Origin of the sequence: Leifsonia sp. EB41 (genome assembly GCF_041262565.1) — a bacterium.
Lineage (GTDB): Bacteria > Actinomycetota > Actinomycetes > Actinomycetales > Microbacteriaceae > Leifsonia.
This window is the reverse complement of record NZ_JBGCCJ010000001.1, coordinates 660,166-678,396: the sequence shown is the minus strand read 5'-3', so window position 1 is coordinate 678,396 and position 18,231 is coordinate 660,166. Positions and strand designations below refer to the sequence as shown.

The following is an 18,231-nucleotide window of genomic DNA, read 5'->3' as shown; positions in this document are numbered from 1 at the left end:
CGATCGTAGCGGCGCGCTGGCCTTGACGCCCTGGCGCGACGTGCGAACATCCGTTGTGTGACGGACGAACTGAAGCGCGGACGCGGGCACACCCGGATCAAGCTGTACATCGCCCTGGCGGTGGGCGTGGTCGTGGCGGTCGTCCTGTCGTTCTTCGAGGTGGTGCACCACGCGATCCTGACCGGCTGGGCCGCGGCCTGCCTGGTGTACGTTGTGTGGATCTGGACGACGGTCTGGCGCATGGACGCGCACGACACGCGCAGCCACGCGACGCTGGAGGACCCGGGACGGCGGACGGTGGACCTGGTCCTGACCCTCACGGCCCTGGCCAGCCTGTTCGCGGTCGTGTGGGTCCTCGTGGAGGCGCGGAGCCTGAAGGGCGGCGCCCAGCTCGCGGTCGCGCTGCTCGCCATCGTGAGCGTCGCGCTGTCCTGGCTGCTCGTCCACACCCTCTACACGCTGCGGTACGCGCGGATCTACTACCGCAAGAACGGCGGCGTCGACTTCAACCAGGACGAGCCGCCGCAGTACAGCGACTTCGCGTACCTCTCGTTCACGCTCGGGATGACGTTCCAGGTCTCCGACACGAACATCACCACCTCGTACATCCGCCGGACCATCCTGCGGCACACGCTCCTGTCGTACGTGTTCGGCACCGTCATCGTCGCGGCGACCGTGAACCTGGTGGCGGGGCTGACCTAGCGCTCGTAGCGGACGAAGCGGTAGCGCATCCCGCTCGCGGCCTCCAGCCACGGGCCGGCGTCGCCATGCCACTCCGGGCCGAGAGCGGGCGCGAACGTGTCGCCTGCGACGGTCAGGTCGATCTCGGTCACCTCGACGCGGTCCGCGAGCGGCAGAGCCTGCGTGTAGAGCTGGGCGCCGCCCATGATCCACACGATGCCGGCCCCGGCGGTGCTCAGCGCGTCGTCGAGGGAGTGGACGACCGTCGCGCCCGTCGCCGCATAGTGCGGATCGCGTGTCACGACGATGTTCGCCCGGCCGGGGAGGGGCCGGAAGCGCTCGGGCAGGGACTCCCAGGTGCGGCGGCCCATGACCACCGGGTCGCCGTCGGTCAGCGCGCGGAAGTGCTTGAGGTCCTCCGGCAGGTGCCAGGGCATGACGCCGCCGGCGCCGATCACGCGTTCGTGGGCCTGCGCCCAGATGAGCGCGAGCGTCATACGGCTACGGCCGCGCGGATCGCGGGGTGGTGCTGGTAGTCCTCCACCACGAAGTCCTCGTACCGATAGTCGAAGATGCTCTCCGGCTTCCGCCCGAACCGCAGCGTCGGCGCGGGATAGGGGTCGCGGGTGAGCTGCTCGGTCACCTGCTCGACGTGGTTGTCGTAGATGTGGCAGTCGCCGCCGGTCCAGACGAAGTCGCCGGGCTCCAGGCCCACCTGCTGGGCGACCATCATCGTGAGGAGGGCGTAACTGGCGATGTTGAAGGGGACGCCGAGGAACATGTCGGCGCTGCGCTGGTAGAGCTGGCAGGAGAGCCGGCCGTCGGCGACGTAGAACTGGAAGAACGCGTGGCACGGTGCGAGTGCCATGTCCGGGATGTCGGCGACGTTCCACGCGGAGACGATGATCCGGCGGGAGTCCGGGTTGCTGCGCAGGGTGTCGATCACCTGCTGGATCTGGTCGATGTGGGTTCCGTCGGGCGCCGGCCACGACCTCCACTGCACGCCGTAGACCGGGCCGAGCTCGCCGCGCTCGTCGGCCCACTCGTCCCAGATGGTGACGCCGTTGTCGCGCAGCCAGCCGACGTTGCTCTCGCCGCGCAGGAACCACAGCAGTTCGTAGGCGATCGACTTGAAGTGCACCCGCTTGGTGGTGATCAGCGGGAAGCCCTCGGCGAGGTCGAACCGGAGCTGGCGGCCGAACACGCTGCGCGTCCCGGTGCCGGTGCGGTCGGACTTGTGGCTGCCGTTCGCGAGGACGTCGCGCAGCAGGTCTTCGTACGGAGTCGGGATCGGCGTGCTCATCGAGACGATGGTACTTCTCCGGCGGCGAGGATGCCCCCTGACCCGCTGACCGTTACGGTCGTAGGCTCGGAGCATGGAGCGGGCCGATGACGTGAAGGGGAATGGCGTCGCGGAGCCGGGCGGAGCACGCCACAGCGACGACGAGCTCGCCGACGCCCTCCAGGTCGAGGTCGACCGCGCGACGGCGGCCATCCCCATCGTCGCGGGGCCGCCGGCTGCCCCGGCCGCCACGGACGACGCGGCACTCAGCGACGCGGAGGTCACGGCGATCGTGGACGCGGACCTGCGGATCCACGACACGTTCGGGGCGATCCAGCACCTGCAGAACGTGCTGCAGGCGCGGGCGACGGCGGCGATCCCCGTGATTGGGCAGCCGGCGGACGACGTCGAGGAGGAAGAGGACCAAGGCGGCGAGGAGGAGGACTGGGTCGGGCCGCCGACTCAGTTGATCAGCTTCGACGACCTCCCGGTGCCGCGGCGGGACGACGGGCCGCAGCCGACGTACAGCGCGTGGGTGGGGGCGGCCGTGCCGCAGCCGGCAGCGCCGGAGCCGGAGCCGGAGCCGCCGGCGCAGCAGCTTCCGGTTCAGCAGCGGCCAGACGTGTCTCCGCCCAAGTTCCCGACGATCGCGCTCGATACCTCGACCGCCGCGCAGCAGCAGCCGCCCGCTCCCGAGACCCCCGCACCGCGCGTCGAGCCGCTCGGCCTCGTGCCCGCGGAGTTGGCGCCGACCGACTCGCAGCCGGTCCCGCTGCTCGCCGATGCCCTCCCCGTCGCGCTCGAGGCGCCGGTGGCCGGAGCCGTCGCCGAGCCCACCCCGGCGGCCGCCCCCGACCTCGGCCCGGCCGCGGCCCCCGACCACGTCGACGCGGACGACGCGCACAGCGCGCCGACTCCCGTCGCGGCCCCCCGGCAGCCCGAGGACTCCGCGGTGCTGCACACCGGCCCGGTCGCACCTCCCGCCTTCGTGCCGGAGACCGTGGACCTGGAGCCCACGCCGTTCGACCGGCGGGCCGGGCACGCGTCCCGGCTGTTCTGGCTCTGGTTCGCCGGCACCTCCTCCCTGATCAGCGTCGGCGTGGGCGCGACCCTGTTTCTGCTCGGGCTGAGCCTCCGCCAGCTCCTGGTCGCGACGCTGTTCGGGGTCGCGCTGTCGTTCCTCCCGCTCGGGCTCGGGACGCTCGCGGGCAAGTGGAGCGGGCAGCCGACGATGGTGGTGTCGCGAGCCATCTTCGGCCTCCGCGGCAACGTCCTCCCGACCGTGCTCGCGCTGGTCACCAAGCTGTTCTGGGGTGCCGTGCTGCTCTGGCTGGCCGGGTCGGCGGCTGGGTCGCTGGCGGTCTCGGAGGGCTGGTCGCACAGCGCGGCGATCCCGACCGCGATCGCGCTGGTCGTGACGATCGCCGCCGCGGGCGTCGTGGCCTTCTTCGGCTACGGGCTCGTCTCCCGGGTGCAGCTCGTGCTCACGATCGCCTCCGCGGTGCTCATCGCCGTGACGATCGCGGCGACCTGGCGGCACGTCGATGTGTCGCGCGCGCTCGCCGTCCCCGACGCGCTCTGGACGCACGTCGTGACGGGCGCGGTGCTCGTGTTCAGCTACGTCGGGCTGGCCTGGGCGATGAGCAGCTCGGAGGTCGCCCGGTACCAGCGCCGGCGCTCGTCCGGCGCGGCCGGGATGCTGTGGGCGACGTTCGGGGCGGGAGTGCCGCCGTTCGTGCTCGTCTCCTACGGCGGCCTGCTCGCGGCCTCCGACCCGCACCTGGCCGCAGAGCTGGCCAGCGACCCGGTGGGAGGGTTCGTGCAGCTCGGCCTCCCGGCCTGGTACCCGGTCCCGCTGCTGCTGGCGGTGGGGCTCAGCCTGATCTCCGCGCTCGTGCTCACGATCTACTCGGGCGGCTTCACCCTCGACGCGCTCGGCGTGCGTCTCGGCCGGCGCTGGAGCACGGTGGTCATCGGCGCCGTGATCGCGGTCGCGGGCGTCGTGCTCGCTTTCACGGTGAGCGACCTGGATATCGTCATCCGCGGCATCCCGACCGCGCTGTCGGTGCCGGTCGCCGCGTGGGCCGGGCTGTTCGCCGGCGAGATGATGCTTCGCACGCGTCGCTTCCACCACGGCTCGCTGCTGCGCCGCGGCGGCGTCTACCCGGACTGGCGCTGGGCCAACCTCACGATGCTCGTCGTCGCCAGCGCGATCGGGCTCGGCTTCGTCAGCTCGCCGCTGCCGTGGCTGGCCTGGGAGGGCTACCTCGTCCGGCTGCTCGGCGCCGACCCGGGGATCGGCGCGAGCAACGTCGGCGTGCTGCTCGCTCTCGGCATCGGGCTCGTGACGCCGATGGTGTCGGGCGTCCGCGAGGTGCGGAGGCAGGAGGCGGTGGTGGCCTGAGGCGCGGCTCCCCGGAGCCCCTCCCCGGCGAGCAGGGCTAGGCTCTACTGCGTGCCGCACACTCTCCGTTCCGTCAGCGAGGTCGTCGAATCGCTCTGGCCGATCGCCGGCGCGGAGGGATGGGACGCGCCGGGGCTCGTGTCGGGCGACCCGGCCGCGAGCGTGGAGCGCATCCTCCTCTCGGTGGACGCCGTGGCCGCGACCGTCGAGGAGGCCGTCGCGCTCCACGCCGACCTCCTGATCGCCCACCACCCGCTGCTGCTGCGCGGCGTGACCTCGGTCGCCGAGGACCGCTACAAGGGGTCGCTGCTGGCCACGCTGATCCGCAACGACTGCGCGCTGATCGCCGCGCACACCAACGCCGACGTGGTGGCGGACGGCACGAGCGCCGTCCTGGCCGCCGCCCTCGGCCTCCGGGACACCACGCCGATCGCGCCCGCGCCCGACGGCGTCACCGGGATCGGCCGGGTCGGCACGCTGGCCGAGCCGACCACGCTCGGCGCACTCGCCCGCGCGCTCGCCGACCTCCTGCCGCCGACCGCCGGGGGAGTCCGCGCGGCCGGCGACTACCACCAGCCCGTCTCCCGCGTCGCCGTCTGCGGCGGTGCTGGCGACTCGCTGCTGGCCAGCGACGCCGTGCGCGGCGCAGACGTCTACATCACCGCCGACCTCCGCCACCACCCGGCGTCGGAGGCGCGCGAGCAGGCCGTCCTCGGCGGCGGCCCCGCGCTCCTCGACGTCTCGCACTGGGCGAGCGAATGGCTCTGGCTCGACACGGCCGCCGAGAGCCTCCGCCGCGCGCTGCCCGGCGTGGAGGTCGTGGTCAGCGAGCTGCGCACCGACCCCTGGGATTTCGCGATCCTGCAATGATCCTCACACGTACCGAAACAGCAGAGAGCAGAGCATGAAAGCCAGCCCCTCCGACCAGAACGAGCTCCTCCGGCTGCAGGCCGCCGACACCCGGCTCAGCCAGCTCGACCACACGGTCCGCAACCTCCCGCAAGCGGCTCAGCTCGCCGCGCTGCAGCCCGAGATCGACGCCCTGCGCTCCCGCTGGATCGCCGCGACCGGCGAGGTGGAGGACGCCAAGTCCGAGCTGAAGCGGGTCGAGTCCGACGTCGAGGTGGTGGAGGCCCGCAAGCGCCGCGACACCGAGCGCGTGCAGCACACCTCCTCGATGAAGGACGTGCAGGCGCTGGAGGCCGAGCTCGCGTCCCTCGCGAAGCGGCAGGGCGACCTGGAGGAGATCGAGCTCACGGTCATGGAACGGCTGGAGGGACTGGAGGCCTCGTTGGCCTCGATCGACGCGGAGCGCGGCGAACTGGAAGGCCGGGTGCAGACCCTGGAGGCCGCCCGCGACGGCGAGGCCGGCACGGTGGGCGCCCAGCGCGACGCCCTCGCCCGCGACCGCGCCACGATCGCCGGGGCGCTCCCCGCCGACCTGGTCGCCCTCTACGAGCGGCAGCGGTCGCGGTACGGCGTCGGCGCGGCGCTGCTGCTGCGTGGGGTGTCGATGGGCTCGAACGTGAAGCTCACCGAGTCCGACCTCGCCGACATCCGCCGGGCGGCGGCCGACGACGTGGTGCTCTGCCCGGACAGCGGTGCGATCCTGATCCGCAACGAGGAGTCCGGGCTCTAGCAGTGCGCTAGTCCCTCGGTGATCCAGCGCCGGGCGTGGGTCAATGCAAGCAGTGCGCTAGTCTTGGGCCCGGAATGGGTCGGCCAGACGGTCGCGTCGGTCCGCGCGAGCGGGCCGCCGAGGAACGTCCGGGCTCCGCAGAGCAGGGTGGTGGGTAACACCCACCCGGGGCAACCCGCGAGAAAGTGCAACAGAGAGCAGACCGCCTCGCACGCGAGTGCGCGGTAAGGGTGAAACGGTGGTGTAAGAGACCACCAGCGGCCGGGGTGACCCGGCCGGCTGGGTAAACCTCGCCCGGAGCAAGGTCAGACAGGGGACCATGAGGCTGCTCGCCTCGTCCCCGGGTAGACCGCTAGAGGGCGGCGGCAACGTCGTCCCGAGAGAGATGGCCGTCCACGACAGAACCCGGCGTATCGGCCGACCCGTTCCCTCACCCCCGTGCCTTCGACGTCAGTCGGGGTCCGGGGTGAAGCGGTAGCCCATGCCGGCCTCGGTCAGGAGGTAGCGGGGGCTGGACGGGACGGGCTCCAGCTTCTTGCGGAGCTGGGCGAGGTAAAGCCGCAGATAGCCGGTGTCGTTCGTGTACTGCGGACCCCAGACCTGCGTGAGCAGCGCCTGCCGGGTGACCAGCCGGCGCGGATTTCGCACCAGCACCTCCAGGATCGCCCACTCGGTCGGCGTCAGCCGCACCGGGGACTCCCCGTCGGCCGTGCGCTTCAGCACCTGATGAGCGGCCAGATCCACCGTGATGTCCCCGAAGCGCACCGCCGGCTCGTCGGCCGGCCCGGACTGGCGCCGGGTCAGCGCCCGGATGCGCGCGAGCAGCTCGTCGGCCGCGAACGGCTTGGTCACGTAGTCGTCGGCGCCCGCGTCGAGCGCGTCCACCTTGTCGGCCGAGCCGGTGCGCCCGGAGACGACCAGGATCGGGACGGCCGACCAGCCGCGCAGCCCCTCGATCACCTCGATGCCGTTCAGCTCGGGCATCCCGAGGTCGAGCATGACCAGGTCGGGATGGTGCTCCACCGCCTGCGTCACCGCCTCCGCACCGGTGCGGGCGGTGAGCACCTCGTAGCCGCGCGCGGTGAGGAGGATGCGCAGGGCGCGCAGGATCTGCTGGTCGTCGTCGGCGATCAGGATCCTCATCGTGTCTCCTCCGGGGTCGAAGTGGCGGGGGTCGGGGTGGCGGGGTCCATGATCGCGGCCGGCAGCGACACCACCATCGTGAGCCCGCCTCCCGGGGTGTCCTCGGCCTCCAGCGTTCCGCCCATCCCCTCGGCGAACCCCTTGGAGAGGGCGAGCCCGAGCCCGATCCCGGTGTCGTTGTCGGTGTCGCCCAGCCGCTGGAACGGCAGGAAGACGGCCTCGCGGCGCTCGCCGGGGATGCCGGGCCCGTGGTCGACGACGCGTAGCTGCACCGTCCCTCCGAACTCGCTCGCGCCGATGATGGGAGGCCGACCGTCCGGCGAGAACCGCAGCGCGTTGCCGAGCAGGTTCACCAGCACGCGCTGCAGCAGCACCGCGTCGGCGAGGACCGGCGGCACGGACTCCGCCAGGTCCAGCTCCACCTTCGCGGGTCCCAGCCCCAGCTCCTCGAGCGCGGCCGGGATGACATCCTCCAGCTCGGTCGGCGCGAGCGAGACGCCGAGCACGCCCGCCTGCACCCGGCTGACGTCGAGGAGGTTGGTGACCAGCGTGGCGAGGCCTTCCAGGCTGTCCTCCGCGGTCTCCAGCAGCGCTTCGCGGTCGCCGTCGCTGAGCGCGAGGTCGCGCTGGCGCAGGGTGGTGACGGCGGCCGTCGCCGCGGCGAGCGGGCGGCGGAGGTCGTGGCCGACGGCCGCGAGCAGCGCGCTGCGCACCCGGTCGGCCTCGGCGAGCGGGCCGAGCTCGCTCGCGGTCGCGGCGAGCTCGCGGTGCTCCAGCGCCGCGTCGAGCTGCGCGACGATCGCCGCGAGCAGGCGCCGGTCGGCGGCCTCCAGGTCGCGGCCGGACAGCTCCAGCGTGCCGCGGTCGCCCACCGTGATGCGCTGCGTGTGCGCGGAGTCCGCAGGCTCCCCGTCGGTGGAGACCACCTCGTCGCCGACCATCAGGCGCACCCCGGTCAGCGAGAACGCCTCGCGGGTGCGGGTCACCAGCGCCTGGAGGGCGTCCTCACCGCGGATGACGCCGCCGGCGACAGTGGCCAGCAGCTCGGCTTCCGCGGCGGCGCGCTGGGCGGCACGCGTGCGGCGCGCCGCCTGGTCCACGACCAGGCTGACCAGTGCGGCGATGACCATGTAGAGGATCAGCGCCAGCAGGTGCAGGGGCTCGGCGATCGTGATCGTGTAGAGCGGGGCGACGAAGAAGTAGTCGAGCGTCAGCCCGGAGAGCAGCGCGGCGAACAGCGCGGGCCAGATCCCGCCGACCAGCGCCACGACCACCACCAGGAGCTGGTAGCTGAGCACATCGGCCGTCATCGACTCGCCCGAGCGCATGCTCACCAGCACCAGCGTCAGCAGCGGGCCGCCGATCAGCGCGAGGAGGAAGCCGTAGACCTGCCGTCGTGCCGTGAGGCCGCCGCGCGGTCGCGGCAGTGAGAACCGGCCGCCCGCCCGGGAGTGCGTGACGATGTGCACGTCGATGTCGCCGGACTCCCTGACCACCGTCGCGCCGATCCCCGGCCCGGTCAGCAGTGCTGCGAGCCGGCTGCGCCGGGAGACGCCGATGACGAGCTGCGTCGCGTTCTCGCCGCGCGCGAACTCGACCAGCGCCTGCGGGATGTCGCTGCCGACCACCTGGTGGTAGCTGCCGCCGAGCTGCTCCACCAGCGCGCGCTGCGACGCGAGCGCGCCGGGGTTCGCCTCGCGGAGGCCGTCCTGGCTGGTCACATGCACGGCGAGCAGCTCGCCGCCGGCCGAGCGCGCGGCGATCCGGGCGCCGCGCCGCAGCAGCGTCTCGCCCTCCGGTCCGCCGGTGAGGGCGACGACGACGCGCTCGCGGGCCTCCCATTTTCCGGCGATGCCGTGCTCGGCGCGGTACTGCTGCAGCGCGCTGTCCACCTCGTCGGCCAGCCAGAGCAGCGCCAGCTCGCGCAGCGCGGTCAGGTTGCCGAGCCGGAAGTAGTTGGAGAGCGCGGCGTCCACGCGCGCCGCCGGGTACACAACGCCTTCGGCGAGCCGGTCGCGCAGTGCCTGCGGGGCGAGGTCGACGACCTCGATCTGGTCGGCGCGGCGCAGCACGGCGTCCGGGATGGTCTCCCGCTGCTGCACTCCGGTGATCTGCTCGACCACGTCGTTCAGCGACTCGATGTGCTGGATGTTGACCGTCGACATCACGTCGATGCCGGCCGCGAGCATCGCGTCCACGTCCTCCCAGCGCTTGGCGTTGCTGTGCGATCCGTCGTCGGGACCGGGCGCGTTGGTGTGGGCGAGCTCGTCCACGAGGGCGAGCTGCGGCGCGCGGGCGAGCACGGCGTCGAGGTCGAGCTCGGTGAGCTCCACCCCGCGGTGCTCGATCGTGCGGCGCGGCACGACCTCCAAGCCCTCAAGCATCGAGGCGGTGGCGGCACGGCCGTGGGTCTCCACGACCGCAACCACGACGTCCTTGCCGAGCGCCTTCAGCCGCTTGCCCTCCTCGAGCATCGCGTACGTCTTGCCGACGCCGGGCGCCGCGCCGAGCATGACCCGGAGGTGGCCACGCGCCATTCGCTCTCGATCCCTTTCTCGATGTCGGCCGGTCAGCGGCCGAGCTGGGCGAGCGCCAGGTTGAGCTGGAGCACGTTCACGGTCGGGTCCCCGAGGTAGCCGAGGTCCCGTGCTTGAATCCTAGACTCGACCAGCTCCTTCACCGTTGCTTCCTGCAGCCCGCGGGCCTCCGCGACGCGCTTGACCTGCAGCAGCGCGTAGGCGGGGGAGATGTGCGGGTCGAGCCCGGAGCCGGACGCGGTCACCGCGTCGGAGGGGATCGCCGACGCGGGCACCCCGTCCAGTTTCTCGATCGCGGCCGTGCGGTCCTGCACCGCCTTCACCTGCACCGGGTTGCCGGTGGCGAGGTTGCTGCCGGAGGACGCCGCCGCGTCGTAGCCGGCGGGGCCGTTCGACGTCGCAGCGGACGGGCGTGACTGGAACCACTGCGGCAGCGGGTTCCCCTTCTTGTCGGTGAAGGCCTGGCCGATGAGGGCCGAGCCGACGGTCTTCCCGTCTTGCGTGATCATCGACCCGTTCGCCTGTGCAGGGAAGGCGAGCTGCCCGATCCCGGTCACGACGAAGGTGTAGGCGACGCCGAGCGCGACCGTGAGCACGATCATGGCGCGGATGGCGACCCAGTACTGGCGCCAGGCGCCGCGGAGGCGGTTCATGTTCTGCGATTCCTTACTGTGGGTGGTCAGAATCCGGGGATGAGGGCGACGACGAGGTCGATCAGCTTGATGCCGATGAACGGGGCGATGATCCCGCCGAGCCCGTAGATGAGGAGGTTGCGGCCGAGCAGCGAGGACGCCGCCGACGGCCGGTAGCGCACGCCGCGCAGGGCGAGCGGGATGAGCAGCACGATCACGATCGCGTTGAAGATCACCGCGGAGAGGATGGCGGAGGCCGGCGAGTGCAGCCCCATCACGTTGAGCACGGCGAGGCCGGGGAAGGCCCCGACGAACATCGCGGGGATGATCGCGAAGTATTTCGCCACATCGTTCGCGATCGAGAAGGTGGTGAGGGCGCCGCGGGTGATCAGGAGCTGCTTGCCGATCCGGACGATGTCGATCAGCTTGGTCGGGTCGGAGTCGAGGTCGACCATGTTGCCGGCCTCCTTCGCCGCCGAGGTGCCGGTGTTCATCGCCACTCCGACGTCGGCCTGCGCGAGCGCGGGCGCGTCGTTGGTGCCGTCTCCGGTCATCGCGACGAGGGCGCCGCCCTCCTGCTCGCGGCGGATGAGCGCGAGCTTGTCCTCGGGCTTGGCCTCGGCGAGGAAGTCGTCCACGCCCGCCTCCGCCGCGATCGCCTTGGCGGTCAGCGGGTTGTCACCGGTGACCATCACCGTGCGGATGCCCATCTTCCGGAGGTCGGCGAAGCGCTCGGCCAGACCCTCTTTCACGATGTCCTTGAGGTAGACGACGCCGAGCAGGCGGGCCGTGCCGTCCGCGTCGCGCGTCGCCACGGCCAGCGGGGTCCCGCCGACCTGGGAGATGCGCTCAACCTCTCGGTCCAGCTCCGCCAGCGCGGCCGCGGACGGCGGCGTGCTCTCGCGGACCCAGGTGACGACGGCGCTCGCCGCACCCTTGCGCACTTGCGAGCCGTCCGGGAGGTCGAGGCCGCTCATCCGGGTCTGCGCCGTGAACGGCACGATCTCGCCTGCGATGTGCGCGGGCCGCTCGTAGCCGAGCGTCTCCGCCAGCTCGACCACCGAGACCCCCTCCGGCGTCGGGTCGCTGAGCGAGGACTCCGCCGCCGCCCGCACGAGCTCGTCGCCCGCGGTGCCGCCGACAGCCGTGAACTCGCTGGCCCGGCGGTTCCCGTACGTGATGGTGCCGGTCTTGTCGAGCAGCAGAGTGGTCACGTCGCCCGCGGCCTCCACTGCGCGGCCCGACATGGCGAGCACGTTGTGCTGCACCAGGCGGTCCATACCCGCGATGCCGATGGCCGAGATGAGCGCGCCGATCGTCGTGGGGATGAGGCAGACCAGCAGCGCGACCAGCACCGGGACGGTCGGCGAGACGTTCGAGTAGCCGGCGACCGGCTGGAGGACCAGCACCACGATCACGAAGATGATCGACAGGCTGGCCAGCAGGATGTTGAGCGCGATCTCGTTCGGGGTCTTCTGCCGGGAGGCGCCCTCCACGAGCGCGATCATCCGGTCGACGAAGGTCTCGCCCGGCTTGCTGGTGATCCGCACCACGATGCGGTCGGAGAGCACCCGGGTGCCGCCGGTCACCGCGCTGCGGTCGCCGCCGGACTCGCGCACCACCGGAGCGGACTCGCCCGTGATGGCCGACTCGTCCACGGTCGCGATGCCGCGGATGACGTCGCCGTCGCCGGGGATGAGCTCGCCCGCCGTCACCACGACCACGTCCCCGAGCCGCAGGTCGCTGGAGGTGATCTGCTCGGTCGCGGCGGTCAGCGCCTCCGCATCCCCGGTCTCGTCGTAGTGCGCCACGCGCGTCGCCATCGTGGTGGACCGCGTCTTGCGGAGGGTGGCCGCCTGCGCCTTGCCGCGCCCCTCGGCGACCGACTCCGCCAGGTTGGCGAACAGCACGGTCAGCCACAGCCACACCGCGATGCTCCAGGTGAAGGCGAGCGTCGCCGGTCCCGCGCCGCCCGCGCCGAGGAACGGCTGGGCGATCGCGATCACCGTCGTGAGCGCGGCGCCGACCTCCACGATGAACATCACCGGGTTGCGCCACATGAAGCGCGGGTCGAGCTTGCGCAGCGCACCGGGGAGGGCCGCGACGAGCTGCCGGGCCGAGAACGCCCCGGCCGGGGTGGCGACCGTGCGGTTCGCCGTCGAGTGGATGGTGGTCATGGTCAGTGCAGCCCTTCCGCCAGGGGACCCAGCGCGAGAACGGGGAAGTAGGTGAGTGCGGAGACCAGCAGGATGGTGCCGGCCATCAGCCCGACGAAGAGCGGGCGGTGCGTGGGGAGCGTGCCGGCGGTCGCCGGGACCTTGTTCTGGGCGGCGAGCGAGCCGGCCAGCGCGAGCACGAAGACGATCGGCACGAACCGGCCGAGGAACATCGCGACGCCGAGCGCCGTGTTGAACCAGGGTGTGGCCGCCGTGAGCCCGGCGAAGGCCGAGCCGTTGTTGTTCGCCGCCGAGGTGAACGCGTAGAGCACCTCGCTGAAGCCGTGCAGCCCCGGGTTGAGGATGGAGGTCTTCTCCACGTCCGCGCGGATCGCCGGGACGGCGAAGCTCAGCCCGGTGCCCAGCAGCACGATCGCCGGGGTGGTCAGGATGTAGAGGCTCGCGAGCTTGATCTCGCGCGGGCCGAGCTTCTTGCCGAGGTACTCGGGGGTGCGGCCGACCATCAGCCCGGCGAGGAACACCGCGATGACCGCGATGACGAGGATGCCGTACAGTCCCGAGCCGACGCCGCCCGGCACGGTCTCGCCGAGCATCATGTTGATCATCGCCATCATCCCGCCGAGCGGGGTGTAGCTGTCGAGCATCGAGTTCACCGCGCCGGTCGACGTGACGGTCGAGGTCGTGTTGAACAGCGTGGAGCCGAGGGCGCCGAAGACGGTCTCCTTGCCCTCCATCGACCCGCCCACCTCGAACAGCGTCATGGCGACGAGCGAGACCAGGAACAGCGAGCCCATCGTCGCCAGGATCGCGTAGCCCTGGCGCTTGTCGCCGACCATCGTTCCGAACGTGCGGGGCAGCGAGAACGGGATCACGAGCATGAGGAAGATCTCGACGAGGTTCGTCCAGGCCGTCGGGTTCTCGAACGGGTGCGCCGAGTTGACGTTGAAGAAGCCGCCGCCGTTCGTGCCGAGCAGTTTGATCGCCTCCTGGGAGGCCACCGGCCCGCCGGGGATGGACTGCGTCGCTCCCGCGATCGTGTGCACCGTGTCGAAGCCGCCGACGTTCTGGATGACGCCGCCGGCGATGAGCACCACGGCCGAGACCAGGGCCAGGGGCAGAAGGACGCGGCCCGTGCCGCGGATCAGGTCGACCCAGAAGTTGCCGATCCCGGCCTGGGTGAACGCGCCGCCGCTACGGCGGGCCGCGAACCCGCGGACCAGGGCGACCGCGACGGCGATGCCGACCGCGGCGGACACGAAGTTCTGCACGACGAGCGCGGCGAACTGCACCGTGTAGCCGAGGGTCACGTCGGGGGAGTACGACTGCCAGTTCGTGTTGGTCACGAACGAGATGGCGGTGTTGAACGCCGTGCCCTCGGGGACAGCCGGGAAGCCGAGGCTGTACGGCAGGAACTGCTGCAGCCGCTGGAGCCCGTAGACGATCAGGATGCCGACCACGGAGAACGCGAGCACGCCGCGCAGGTAAGCGGGCCAGGACTGCTCCGACCGCGGGTCGATGCCGATCAGCCGGTAGACGCCGCGCTCGGCGGCGAGGTCCTTGTCGGTCGTGAAGACGCGCGCGAGGTAGTCGCCGAGCGGGCGGTAGGCGAGGGCGAGCAGGAGGACGAGGGTCGCGAGCTGCGCGACGAACAACCAGAACGTCCCCATCTCAGAACCGCTCCGGCTTGACCAGGGCGACGACGAGGTAGCCGATCGCCGCGACGCCGAGCAGCGCGGCGATCAGGGTGATGACGATCACAGTTTCTCGACCCCCCGGCCGACGAGCGCGACGACGAACGCCAGCGCTGCGACGGCGAGAAGGTAGACGAGGTCAAGCACGACTCTCTCCATCCATCGGGACACCCCCGCCGGGTGGCCGGGGGCGAGAGAGAGTCCACACCCGGATGAGGACGCGGGTGAGCGTCCTCACGGTTCTCTAACGGGCCTGCGCGCGATCCATGCGGATCGCTCACGCGGCCCGCGGTTCAGCTCTTCGCTGCGAGTGCCGCCGCGCCCAGGATCCCGGCGTTGTTGCGGTGGGTCGCCGGCACGATCATCGTGTTGAGCTCCAGCAGCGGCAGGAAGTCCGTGTAGTTCTTGGACACGCCTCCGCCGACGATGAACAGGTCGGGAGTGAAGAGGAACTCCAGCGTCGAGTAGTACTTCTGCAGGCGCTTGGCCCACTTCTCCCAGGAGAGCTCCTCGCGCTCCTTCGCCGAGTAGGCCGCCCGCGACTCGGCGTCGTGGCCCTCGATCTCCAGGTGGCCGAGCTCCGCGTTCGGGATCAGCACGCCGTCGTAGATGAGCGCCGATCCGATGCCGGTGCCGAGGGTGGTCATGATGACCAGGCCGTTCGTGCCCTTCGCCGCGCCGAAGCGCGACTCGGCGTAGCCCGCCGCGTCCGCGTCGTTGACAAAGTGGATCGGCCGGCCCAGTGCCTTCTCGAACAGCTCCTCGGCGTGCAGCCCGATCCACTTCTTGGACACGTTCGCCGCCGAGAGCGTGACACCGTGGCTGACGATCGCGGGGAAGCAGACGCCGACCGGAGCGTCCGGGTCCTCGGCGGTCAGCTTCTCGACGATCTCCTTGGTGGTCTCGACGATGTCGTCCGGCTTGCCGCCGTCGGGAGTGGGGAGCTTGATCCTGTCGCTGATCAGCTCTCCGGTCTCGAGGTCGACCAGCCCTCCCTTGATGCCCGTTCCGCCGACGTCGATGCCGATTGCGTGGTTCTGCGCGCTCATGGTCTCGAATCTACCCCGCTGTGCCCTGAAGCCGCAGGGCCCCGCCGCGTCGCGAGCGGGAGGAAGACCTCGTCGACGATCGCGACGATCGTGGCGTCGTCGGCGGGCGCCATCCGCATCAGCAGCTCGTGCCGCAGCAGCGTGAAGGGGAGCTGGGCGACGATGGGCGGCAGTGCGGCCCGGTCGAGCTCGCCTCGGGCGGCGGCCCGGTCGAGGATGGTGTCGAGCATCGTGGGCCGGCCGCCGATGAGCTGTTCGCGCAGGCCGGCGAGGCCGCCGTCGCTGTCGGAGACGATCCCGCTGAACCGCAGCATGAGCGGGCCGACGAGCTGGCTGCGCCGTTCGTTCGCCTGACGCAGGTAGTCGATCAGGTCGTCGCGCAGGTTGCCGTGGTCGGGGAGGTCGATCGGGTCCGCGTCGAAGTGGTGCCGGATGGCCGCGAGCGCGAGGTCGCTGCGCGTGGGCCAGCGGCGGGAGAGCACCGGCCGGCTGGTCCCCGCACGGGCGGCGACGGCCTCCATCGTCAGGTCGGAGTAGCCGTTGGCGTCGAGCTCGGCCCACGCGGCGTCCAGGAGCGCGCGCTCCAGGGCTTCGCCTCTACGGCGCTGCGGGGTGGCCGATTTAGAGTCCATTTGCGTATCTTATCGCGCCGGAGTACTCTTGCGATTAAGATACATGCACGTATCTAAAGGAGTGATCATGGCAGCGGAGAAACTCGACAGGACGGTCGTGCGGACCGCGACGGCGCTCGTCGTCGGAGCGCTCGCGGTGGTCTTCGACACGACCATCCTGAGCGTCGCACTGCACACGCTGGCCACCGACCTGCACACCACGGTCGCGCAGATCCAGTGGGTCACCACCGGGTACCTGCTGGCGCTCGCCGCGACCGTCCCGCTGTCGGCGTGGTGCCTCGCCCGGTTCGGCGGCAAGCGGGTCTGGATGGCCGCCCTCGCGATCTTCCTCGCCGGCTCGATCCTCTCCGGCCTCGCTTGGAACGCCGACGCGCTCATCGCCTTCCGCGTCCTCCAGGGCGTCGGCGGCGGGCTGATGCTGCCGGTGATGACGACGATGGTGATGGAGGTCGCGGGCGGCAGGCAGCTCGGCCGGGTCTCGGCCGTGATCGGCCTGCCCGCGATGGCCGGGCCGGTCCTCGGGCCGGTCATCGGCGGCCTGATCCTGGCGCTGGGGGACTGGCGCTGGGTGTTCTGGGTCAACATCCCGTTCTCGGTCGCCGGGCTCGTCCTCGCCTGGCGGATGCTGCCCTCCGACCGCGGCCGGGACCCGCGCCGCCGGCTCGACGTCGTCGGCGTGCTGCTCCTCGTGCCCGGCCTCGCCGGCATCCTGCTCGGGCTGTCGGACTCCGTCCTCGACGGCGGCTTCGCCCGGCTGGACGCGTGGCTGCCGCTCGTCGCCGGCGTGCTCCTGGTCGTCGCGTTCGTGATCTGGGCACTCCACCGCCGCGGCGACGCCCTGGTGGATGTCCGGCTGTTGCGCGTGCGGACGGTCTGGTCGGCTTCCACGCTGCTGTTCCTGTCGAGCGTCGCGCTCTACGGCGCGATGCTGCTGCTGCCGCTGTTCTTCCAGGAGGTGCGCGGCACGGACGCCCTCGGCGCCGGGCTCCTGCTGGTGCCCCAGGGTCTGGGCACGCTCGCCTGCCGTCCGCTCGCCGGGCGCCTCATCGACCGGGTCGGAGTGCGGTGGATCGCACTCGCCGGCTTCGCGATCGTCGCCGTCTCCACCGTCCCGTTCGCGCTGTCGCCCGCGCCGTCCGCCGACCCACTGCTGCTCGTGGCGCTGTTCGTCCGCGGCTTCGGGCTCGGCGCGATCACGATGCCGCTCATGGTCGCGTCCTTCCAGGGGCTGGCGGGCGAGCAGCTCGCGCACTCCAGCATCCTCACCCGCACCGCCCAGCAGCTCGGCGGATCGTTCGGAACCGCCCTTTTCGCCGTGCTGCTGCAGGCAGCGGTGCAGGGCGGCGCGAGCGTCGCGTCGGCGTTCGACACGGCGTTCTGGGTCGCGTCGGGCGCGACCGTGCTCGGCGTGCTGATCGCCTTCGTGCTCCCGTCCGGCGGCCCGGCGCGCGAGCGCGCGGCCGCGGCGGCCCCAGCGGGCGGCGGTCAGGCCGTCACGGCAGCGTCAGGATCTCCGCGCCCCGCTCCGTGACCACGAGCGTGTGCTCGAACTGCGCCGTGATGCTGCGGTCGCGGGTGACGACCGTCCAGTCGTCCGCCCACAGGTCCCAGTCGTGGGACCCGAGTGTCAGCATCGGCTCGATGGTGAACACCATCCCGACCTCCATCACGTCGTCGAAGGCGGGCGCGGCGTCGTAGTGCGGGATGATCAGCCCGGAGTGGAAGGTCGCGCCGACGCCGTGGCCGGTGAAGTCGCGCACCACCCCGTAGCCGAAGCGCTTGGCGTAGGACTCGATGGCCCGGCCGATCACGTTGACCTGGCGGCCGGGCGCGACGGCCTTGATGCCGCGGTTCAGGGCCTCCCTGGTCCGCTCGACCAGGAGGGTGACCTCCTGCGACGCCGTGCCGACGATGAAGGTCTGGTTGCTGTCGCCGTGGAAGCCGTTCTTGTACGCGGTGATGTCGATGTTGACGATGTCGCCGTCCGCCAGCACGGTGTCGTCCGGGATGCCGTGGCAGACGACCTCGTTGACCGAGCTGCAGATCGACTTGGGGTAGCCGCGATAGCCGAGCGTCGACGGGTAGGCGTCGTGCTCGATCAGGAACTCGTGGCCGATCGCGTCCAGCTCCTCGGTCGTGATGCCGGGGCGCACCGCCTGGCCGACGCGCTCGATGGCGCGCGCGGCGATCCGGCCGGACTCCCGGATCAGCTCGACCTCCGCCGGGGAGTACACGTCGCCGCGGTCCGACGGGGTCGGTCCCTGCTTGCCGACGTACTCCGGCCGCGGGATGCGCGACGGGACGGAGCGCATCGCGGTGACGCGTCCCGGAACCAGGTGACCGGCGGAATCCTTGGGCATAGGA

16 protein-coding genes and 1 other RNA gene are annotated in these 18,231 nt (G+C 71.6%); 6 read left to right on the top strand and 11 right to left on the bottom strand.

Annotated elements, in window-relative coordinates; translation table 11 throughout:
- The first annotated feature begins 57 nt into the window (after nt 1–57).
- Complete coding sequence (locus ABH923_RS03290; RefSeq protein WP_370053940.1) at nt 58–702, top strand: DUF1345 domain-containing protein; 645 nt, start codon at nt 58–60, stop codon at nt 700–702.
- Here the strand turns inward: ABH923_RS03290 and ABH923_RS03285 are convergent.
- Nucleotides 699–1,178, bottom strand: a complete 480-nt coding sequence (locus tag ABH923_RS03285; protein WP_370053939.1) for a dihydrofolate reductase — start codon at nt 1,176–1,178, stop codon at nt 699–701. The genes ABH923_RS03290 and ABH923_RS03285 overlap by 4 nt on opposite strands.
- A complete protein-coding gene (locus tag ABH923_RS03280) occupies nt 1,175–1,984 on the bottom strand; it encodes a thymidylate synthase (protein WP_370053937.1) in 810 nt (269 codons plus the stop codon). The genes ABH923_RS03285 and ABH923_RS03280 overlap by 4 nt, the downstream gene beginning before the upstream one ends.
- 73 nt (nt 1,985–2,057) lie before the next feature.
- Between ABH923_RS03280 and ABH923_RS03275 the strand changes: the two genes are divergently transcribed.
- From ABH923_RS03275 to rnpB, 4 genes are all read left to right on the top strand, one after another.
- Nucleotides 2,058–4,367: a cytosine permease gene (locus ABH923_RS03275; protein WP_370053936.1), complete on the top strand. Its 2,310-nt coding sequence runs from the start codon at nt 2,058–2,060 to the stop codon at nt 4,365–4,367.
- A gap of 51 nt (nt 4,368–4,418) precedes the next feature.
- The gene (locus tag ABH923_RS03270) at nt 4,419–5,237 is read left to right on the top strand and encodes a Nif3-like dinuclear metal center hexameric protein (protein ID WP_370053934.1); all 819 of its coding nucleotides are present in this window, start codon (nt 4,419–4,421) and stop codon (nt 5,235–5,237) included.
- 34 nt (nt 5,238–5,271) lie between these two features.
- On the top strand, nt 5,272–6,006 hold the full coding sequence (locus ABH923_RS03265) for a zinc ribbon domain-containing protein (RefSeq protein ID WP_370053932.1): 735 nt from the start codon (nt 5,272–5,274) through the stop codon (nt 6,004–6,006).
- A 75-nt stretch (nt 6,007–6,081) separates the two neighbouring features.
- Nucleotides 6,082–6,435: RNase P RNA component class A (gene rnpB, locus ABH923_RS03260), an RNA gene on the top strand.
- Nucleotides 6,436–6,456: 21 nt separating this feature from the next.
- On the opposite strand, the gene ABH923_RS03255 is transcribed toward rnpB, so the two are convergent.
- The 8 genes from ABH923_RS03255 to ABH923_RS03220 all read right to left on the bottom strand — a co-directional run bounded on the left by ABH923_RS03255 (nt 6,457) and on the right by ABH923_RS03220 (nt 15,867).
- Nucleotides 6,457–7,149, bottom strand: coding sequence for a response regulator (locus ABH923_RS03255; RefSeq protein ID WP_370053930.1), 693 nt, complete (start codon nt 7,147–7,149; stop codon nt 6,457–6,459).
- The gene (locus tag ABH923_RS03250; protein ID WP_370053929.1) at nt 7,146–9,686 is read right to left on the bottom strand and encodes a DUF4118 domain-containing protein; all 2,541 of its coding nucleotides are present in this window, start codon (nt 9,684–9,686) and stop codon (nt 7,146–7,148) included. The genes ABH923_RS03255 and ABH923_RS03250 overlap by 4 nt, the downstream gene beginning before the upstream one ends.
- 32 nt (nt 9,687–9,718) lie before the next feature.
- Nucleotides 9,719–10,339 carry a potassium-transporting ATPase subunit KdpC gene (gene kdpC, locus ABH923_RS03245; RefSeq protein ID WP_370053928.1) on the bottom strand — a complete coding sequence of 207 codons (621 nt, stop codon included), beginning with the start codon at nt 10,337–10,339 and terminating at the stop codon, nt 9,719–9,721.
- A 26-nt stretch (nt 10,340–10,365) separates the two neighbouring features.
- Nucleotides 10,366–12,495 (bottom strand): potassium-transporting ATPase subunit KdpB, encoded by a 2,130-nt coding sequence (kdpB, locus tag ABH923_RS03240; RefSeq protein ID WP_370053926.1) that lies wholly within the window; start codon nt 12,493–12,495, stop codon nt 10,366–10,368.
- 2 nt (nt 12,496–12,497) lie between these two features.
- Nucleotides 12,498–14,162, bottom strand: coding sequence for a potassium-transporting ATPase subunit KdpA (gene kdpA, locus ABH923_RS03235; RefSeq protein WP_370053924.1), 1,665 nt, complete (start codon nt 14,160–14,162; stop codon nt 12,498–12,500).
- A 1-nt stretch (nt 14,163) separates the two neighbouring features.
- The gene (locus ABH923_RS03230; protein WP_370053922.1) at nt 14,164–14,253 is read right to left on the bottom strand and encodes a potassium-transporting ATPase subunit F; all 90 of its coding nucleotides are present in this window, start codon (nt 14,251–14,253) and stop codon (nt 14,164–14,166) included.
- 226 nt (nt 14,254–14,479) lie between these two features.
- Nucleotides 14,480–15,235 carry a polyphosphate--glucose phosphotransferase gene (gene ppgK / locus ABH923_RS03225; protein ID WP_370053920.1) on the bottom strand — a complete coding sequence of 252 codons (756 nt, stop codon included), beginning with the start codon at nt 15,233–15,235 and terminating at the stop codon, nt 14,480–14,482.
- Nucleotides 15,232–15,867, bottom strand: a complete 636-nt coding sequence (locus ABH923_RS03220; RefSeq protein WP_370053918.1) for a TetR/AcrR family transcriptional regulator — start codon at nt 15,865–15,867, stop codon at nt 15,232–15,234. Before ABH923_RS03220 ends, ppgK begins: the two co-directional genes overlap by 4 nt.
- Before the next feature lie 67 nt (nt 15,868–15,934).
- Between ABH923_RS03220 and ABH923_RS03215 the strand changes: the two genes are divergently transcribed.
- Nucleotides 15,935–17,398 carry an MDR family MFS transporter gene (locus ABH923_RS03215; protein ID WP_370053916.1) on the top strand — a complete coding sequence of 488 codons (1,464 nt, stop codon included), beginning with the start codon at nt 15,935–15,937 and terminating at the stop codon, nt 17,396–17,398.
- Here the strand turns inward: ABH923_RS03215 and map are convergent.
- On the bottom strand, nt 17,361–18,227 hold the full coding sequence (gene map, locus ABH923_RS03210; RefSeq protein WP_370053914.1) for a type I methionyl aminopeptidase: 867 nt from the start codon (nt 18,225–18,227) through the stop codon (nt 17,361–17,363). The two genes, ABH923_RS03215 and map, sit on opposite strands and share 38 nt — an antisense overlap.
- Nucleotides 18,228–18,231: the final 4 nt, after the last annotated feature.

What these genes read in the sequence shown, in the direction of transcription:
- ABH923_RS03285 (WP_370053939.1), bottom strand. Translation starts at nt 1,178, where the DNA reads ATGACGCTCGCGCTCATCTGGGCGCAGGCCCACGAACGCGTGATCGGC.
- ABH923_RS03280 (WP_370053937.1), bottom strand. Translation starts at nt 1,984, where the DNA reads ATGAGCACGCCGATCCCGACTCCGTACGAAGACCTGCTGCGCGACGTC.
- ABH923_RS03275 (WP_370053936.1), top strand. Translation starts at nt 2,058, where the DNA reads ATGGAGCGGGCCGATGACGTGAAGGGGAATGGCGTCGCGGAGCCGGGC.
- ABH923_RS03265 (WP_370053932.1), top strand. Translation starts at nt 5,272, where the DNA reads ATGAAAGCCAGCCCCTCCGACCAGAACGAGCTCCTCCGGCTGCAGGCC.
- ABH923_RS03255 (WP_370053930.1), bottom strand. Translation starts at nt 7,149, where the DNA reads ATGAGGATCCTGATCGCCGACGACGACCAGCAGATCCTGCGCGCCCTG.
- ABH923_RS03250 (WP_370053929.1), bottom strand. Translation starts at nt 9,686, where the DNA reads ATGGCGCGTGGCCACCTCCGGGTCATGCTCGGCGCGGCGCCCGGCGTC.
- kdpC (WP_370053928.1), bottom strand. Translation starts at nt 10,339, where the DNA reads ATGAACCGCCTCCGCGGCGCCTGGCGCCAGTACTGGGTCGCCATCCGC.
- kdpB (WP_370053926.1), bottom strand. Translation starts at nt 12,495, where the DNA reads ATGACCACCATCCACTCGACGGCGAACCGCACGGTCGCCACCCCGGCC.
- kdpA (WP_370053924.1), bottom strand. Translation starts at nt 14,162, where the DNA reads ATGGGGACGTTCTGGTTGTTCGTCGCGCAGCTCGCGACCCTCGTCCTC.
- ppgK (WP_370053920.1), bottom strand. Translation starts at nt 15,235, where the DNA reads ATGAGCGCGCAGAACCACGCAATCGGCATCGACGTCGGCGGAACGGGC.
- ABH923_RS03220 (WP_370053918.1), bottom strand. Translation starts at nt 15,867, where the DNA reads ATGGACTCTAAATCGGCCACCCCGCAGCGCCGTAGAGGCGAAGCCCTG.
- ABH923_RS03215 (WP_370053916.1), top strand. Translation starts at nt 15,935, where the DNA reads ATGGCAGCGGAGAAACTCGACAGGACGGTCGTGCGGACCGCGACGGCG.
- map (WP_370053914.1), bottom strand. Translation starts at nt 18,227, where the DNA reads ATGCCCAAGGATTCCGCCGGTCACCTGGTTCCGGGACGCGTCACCGCG.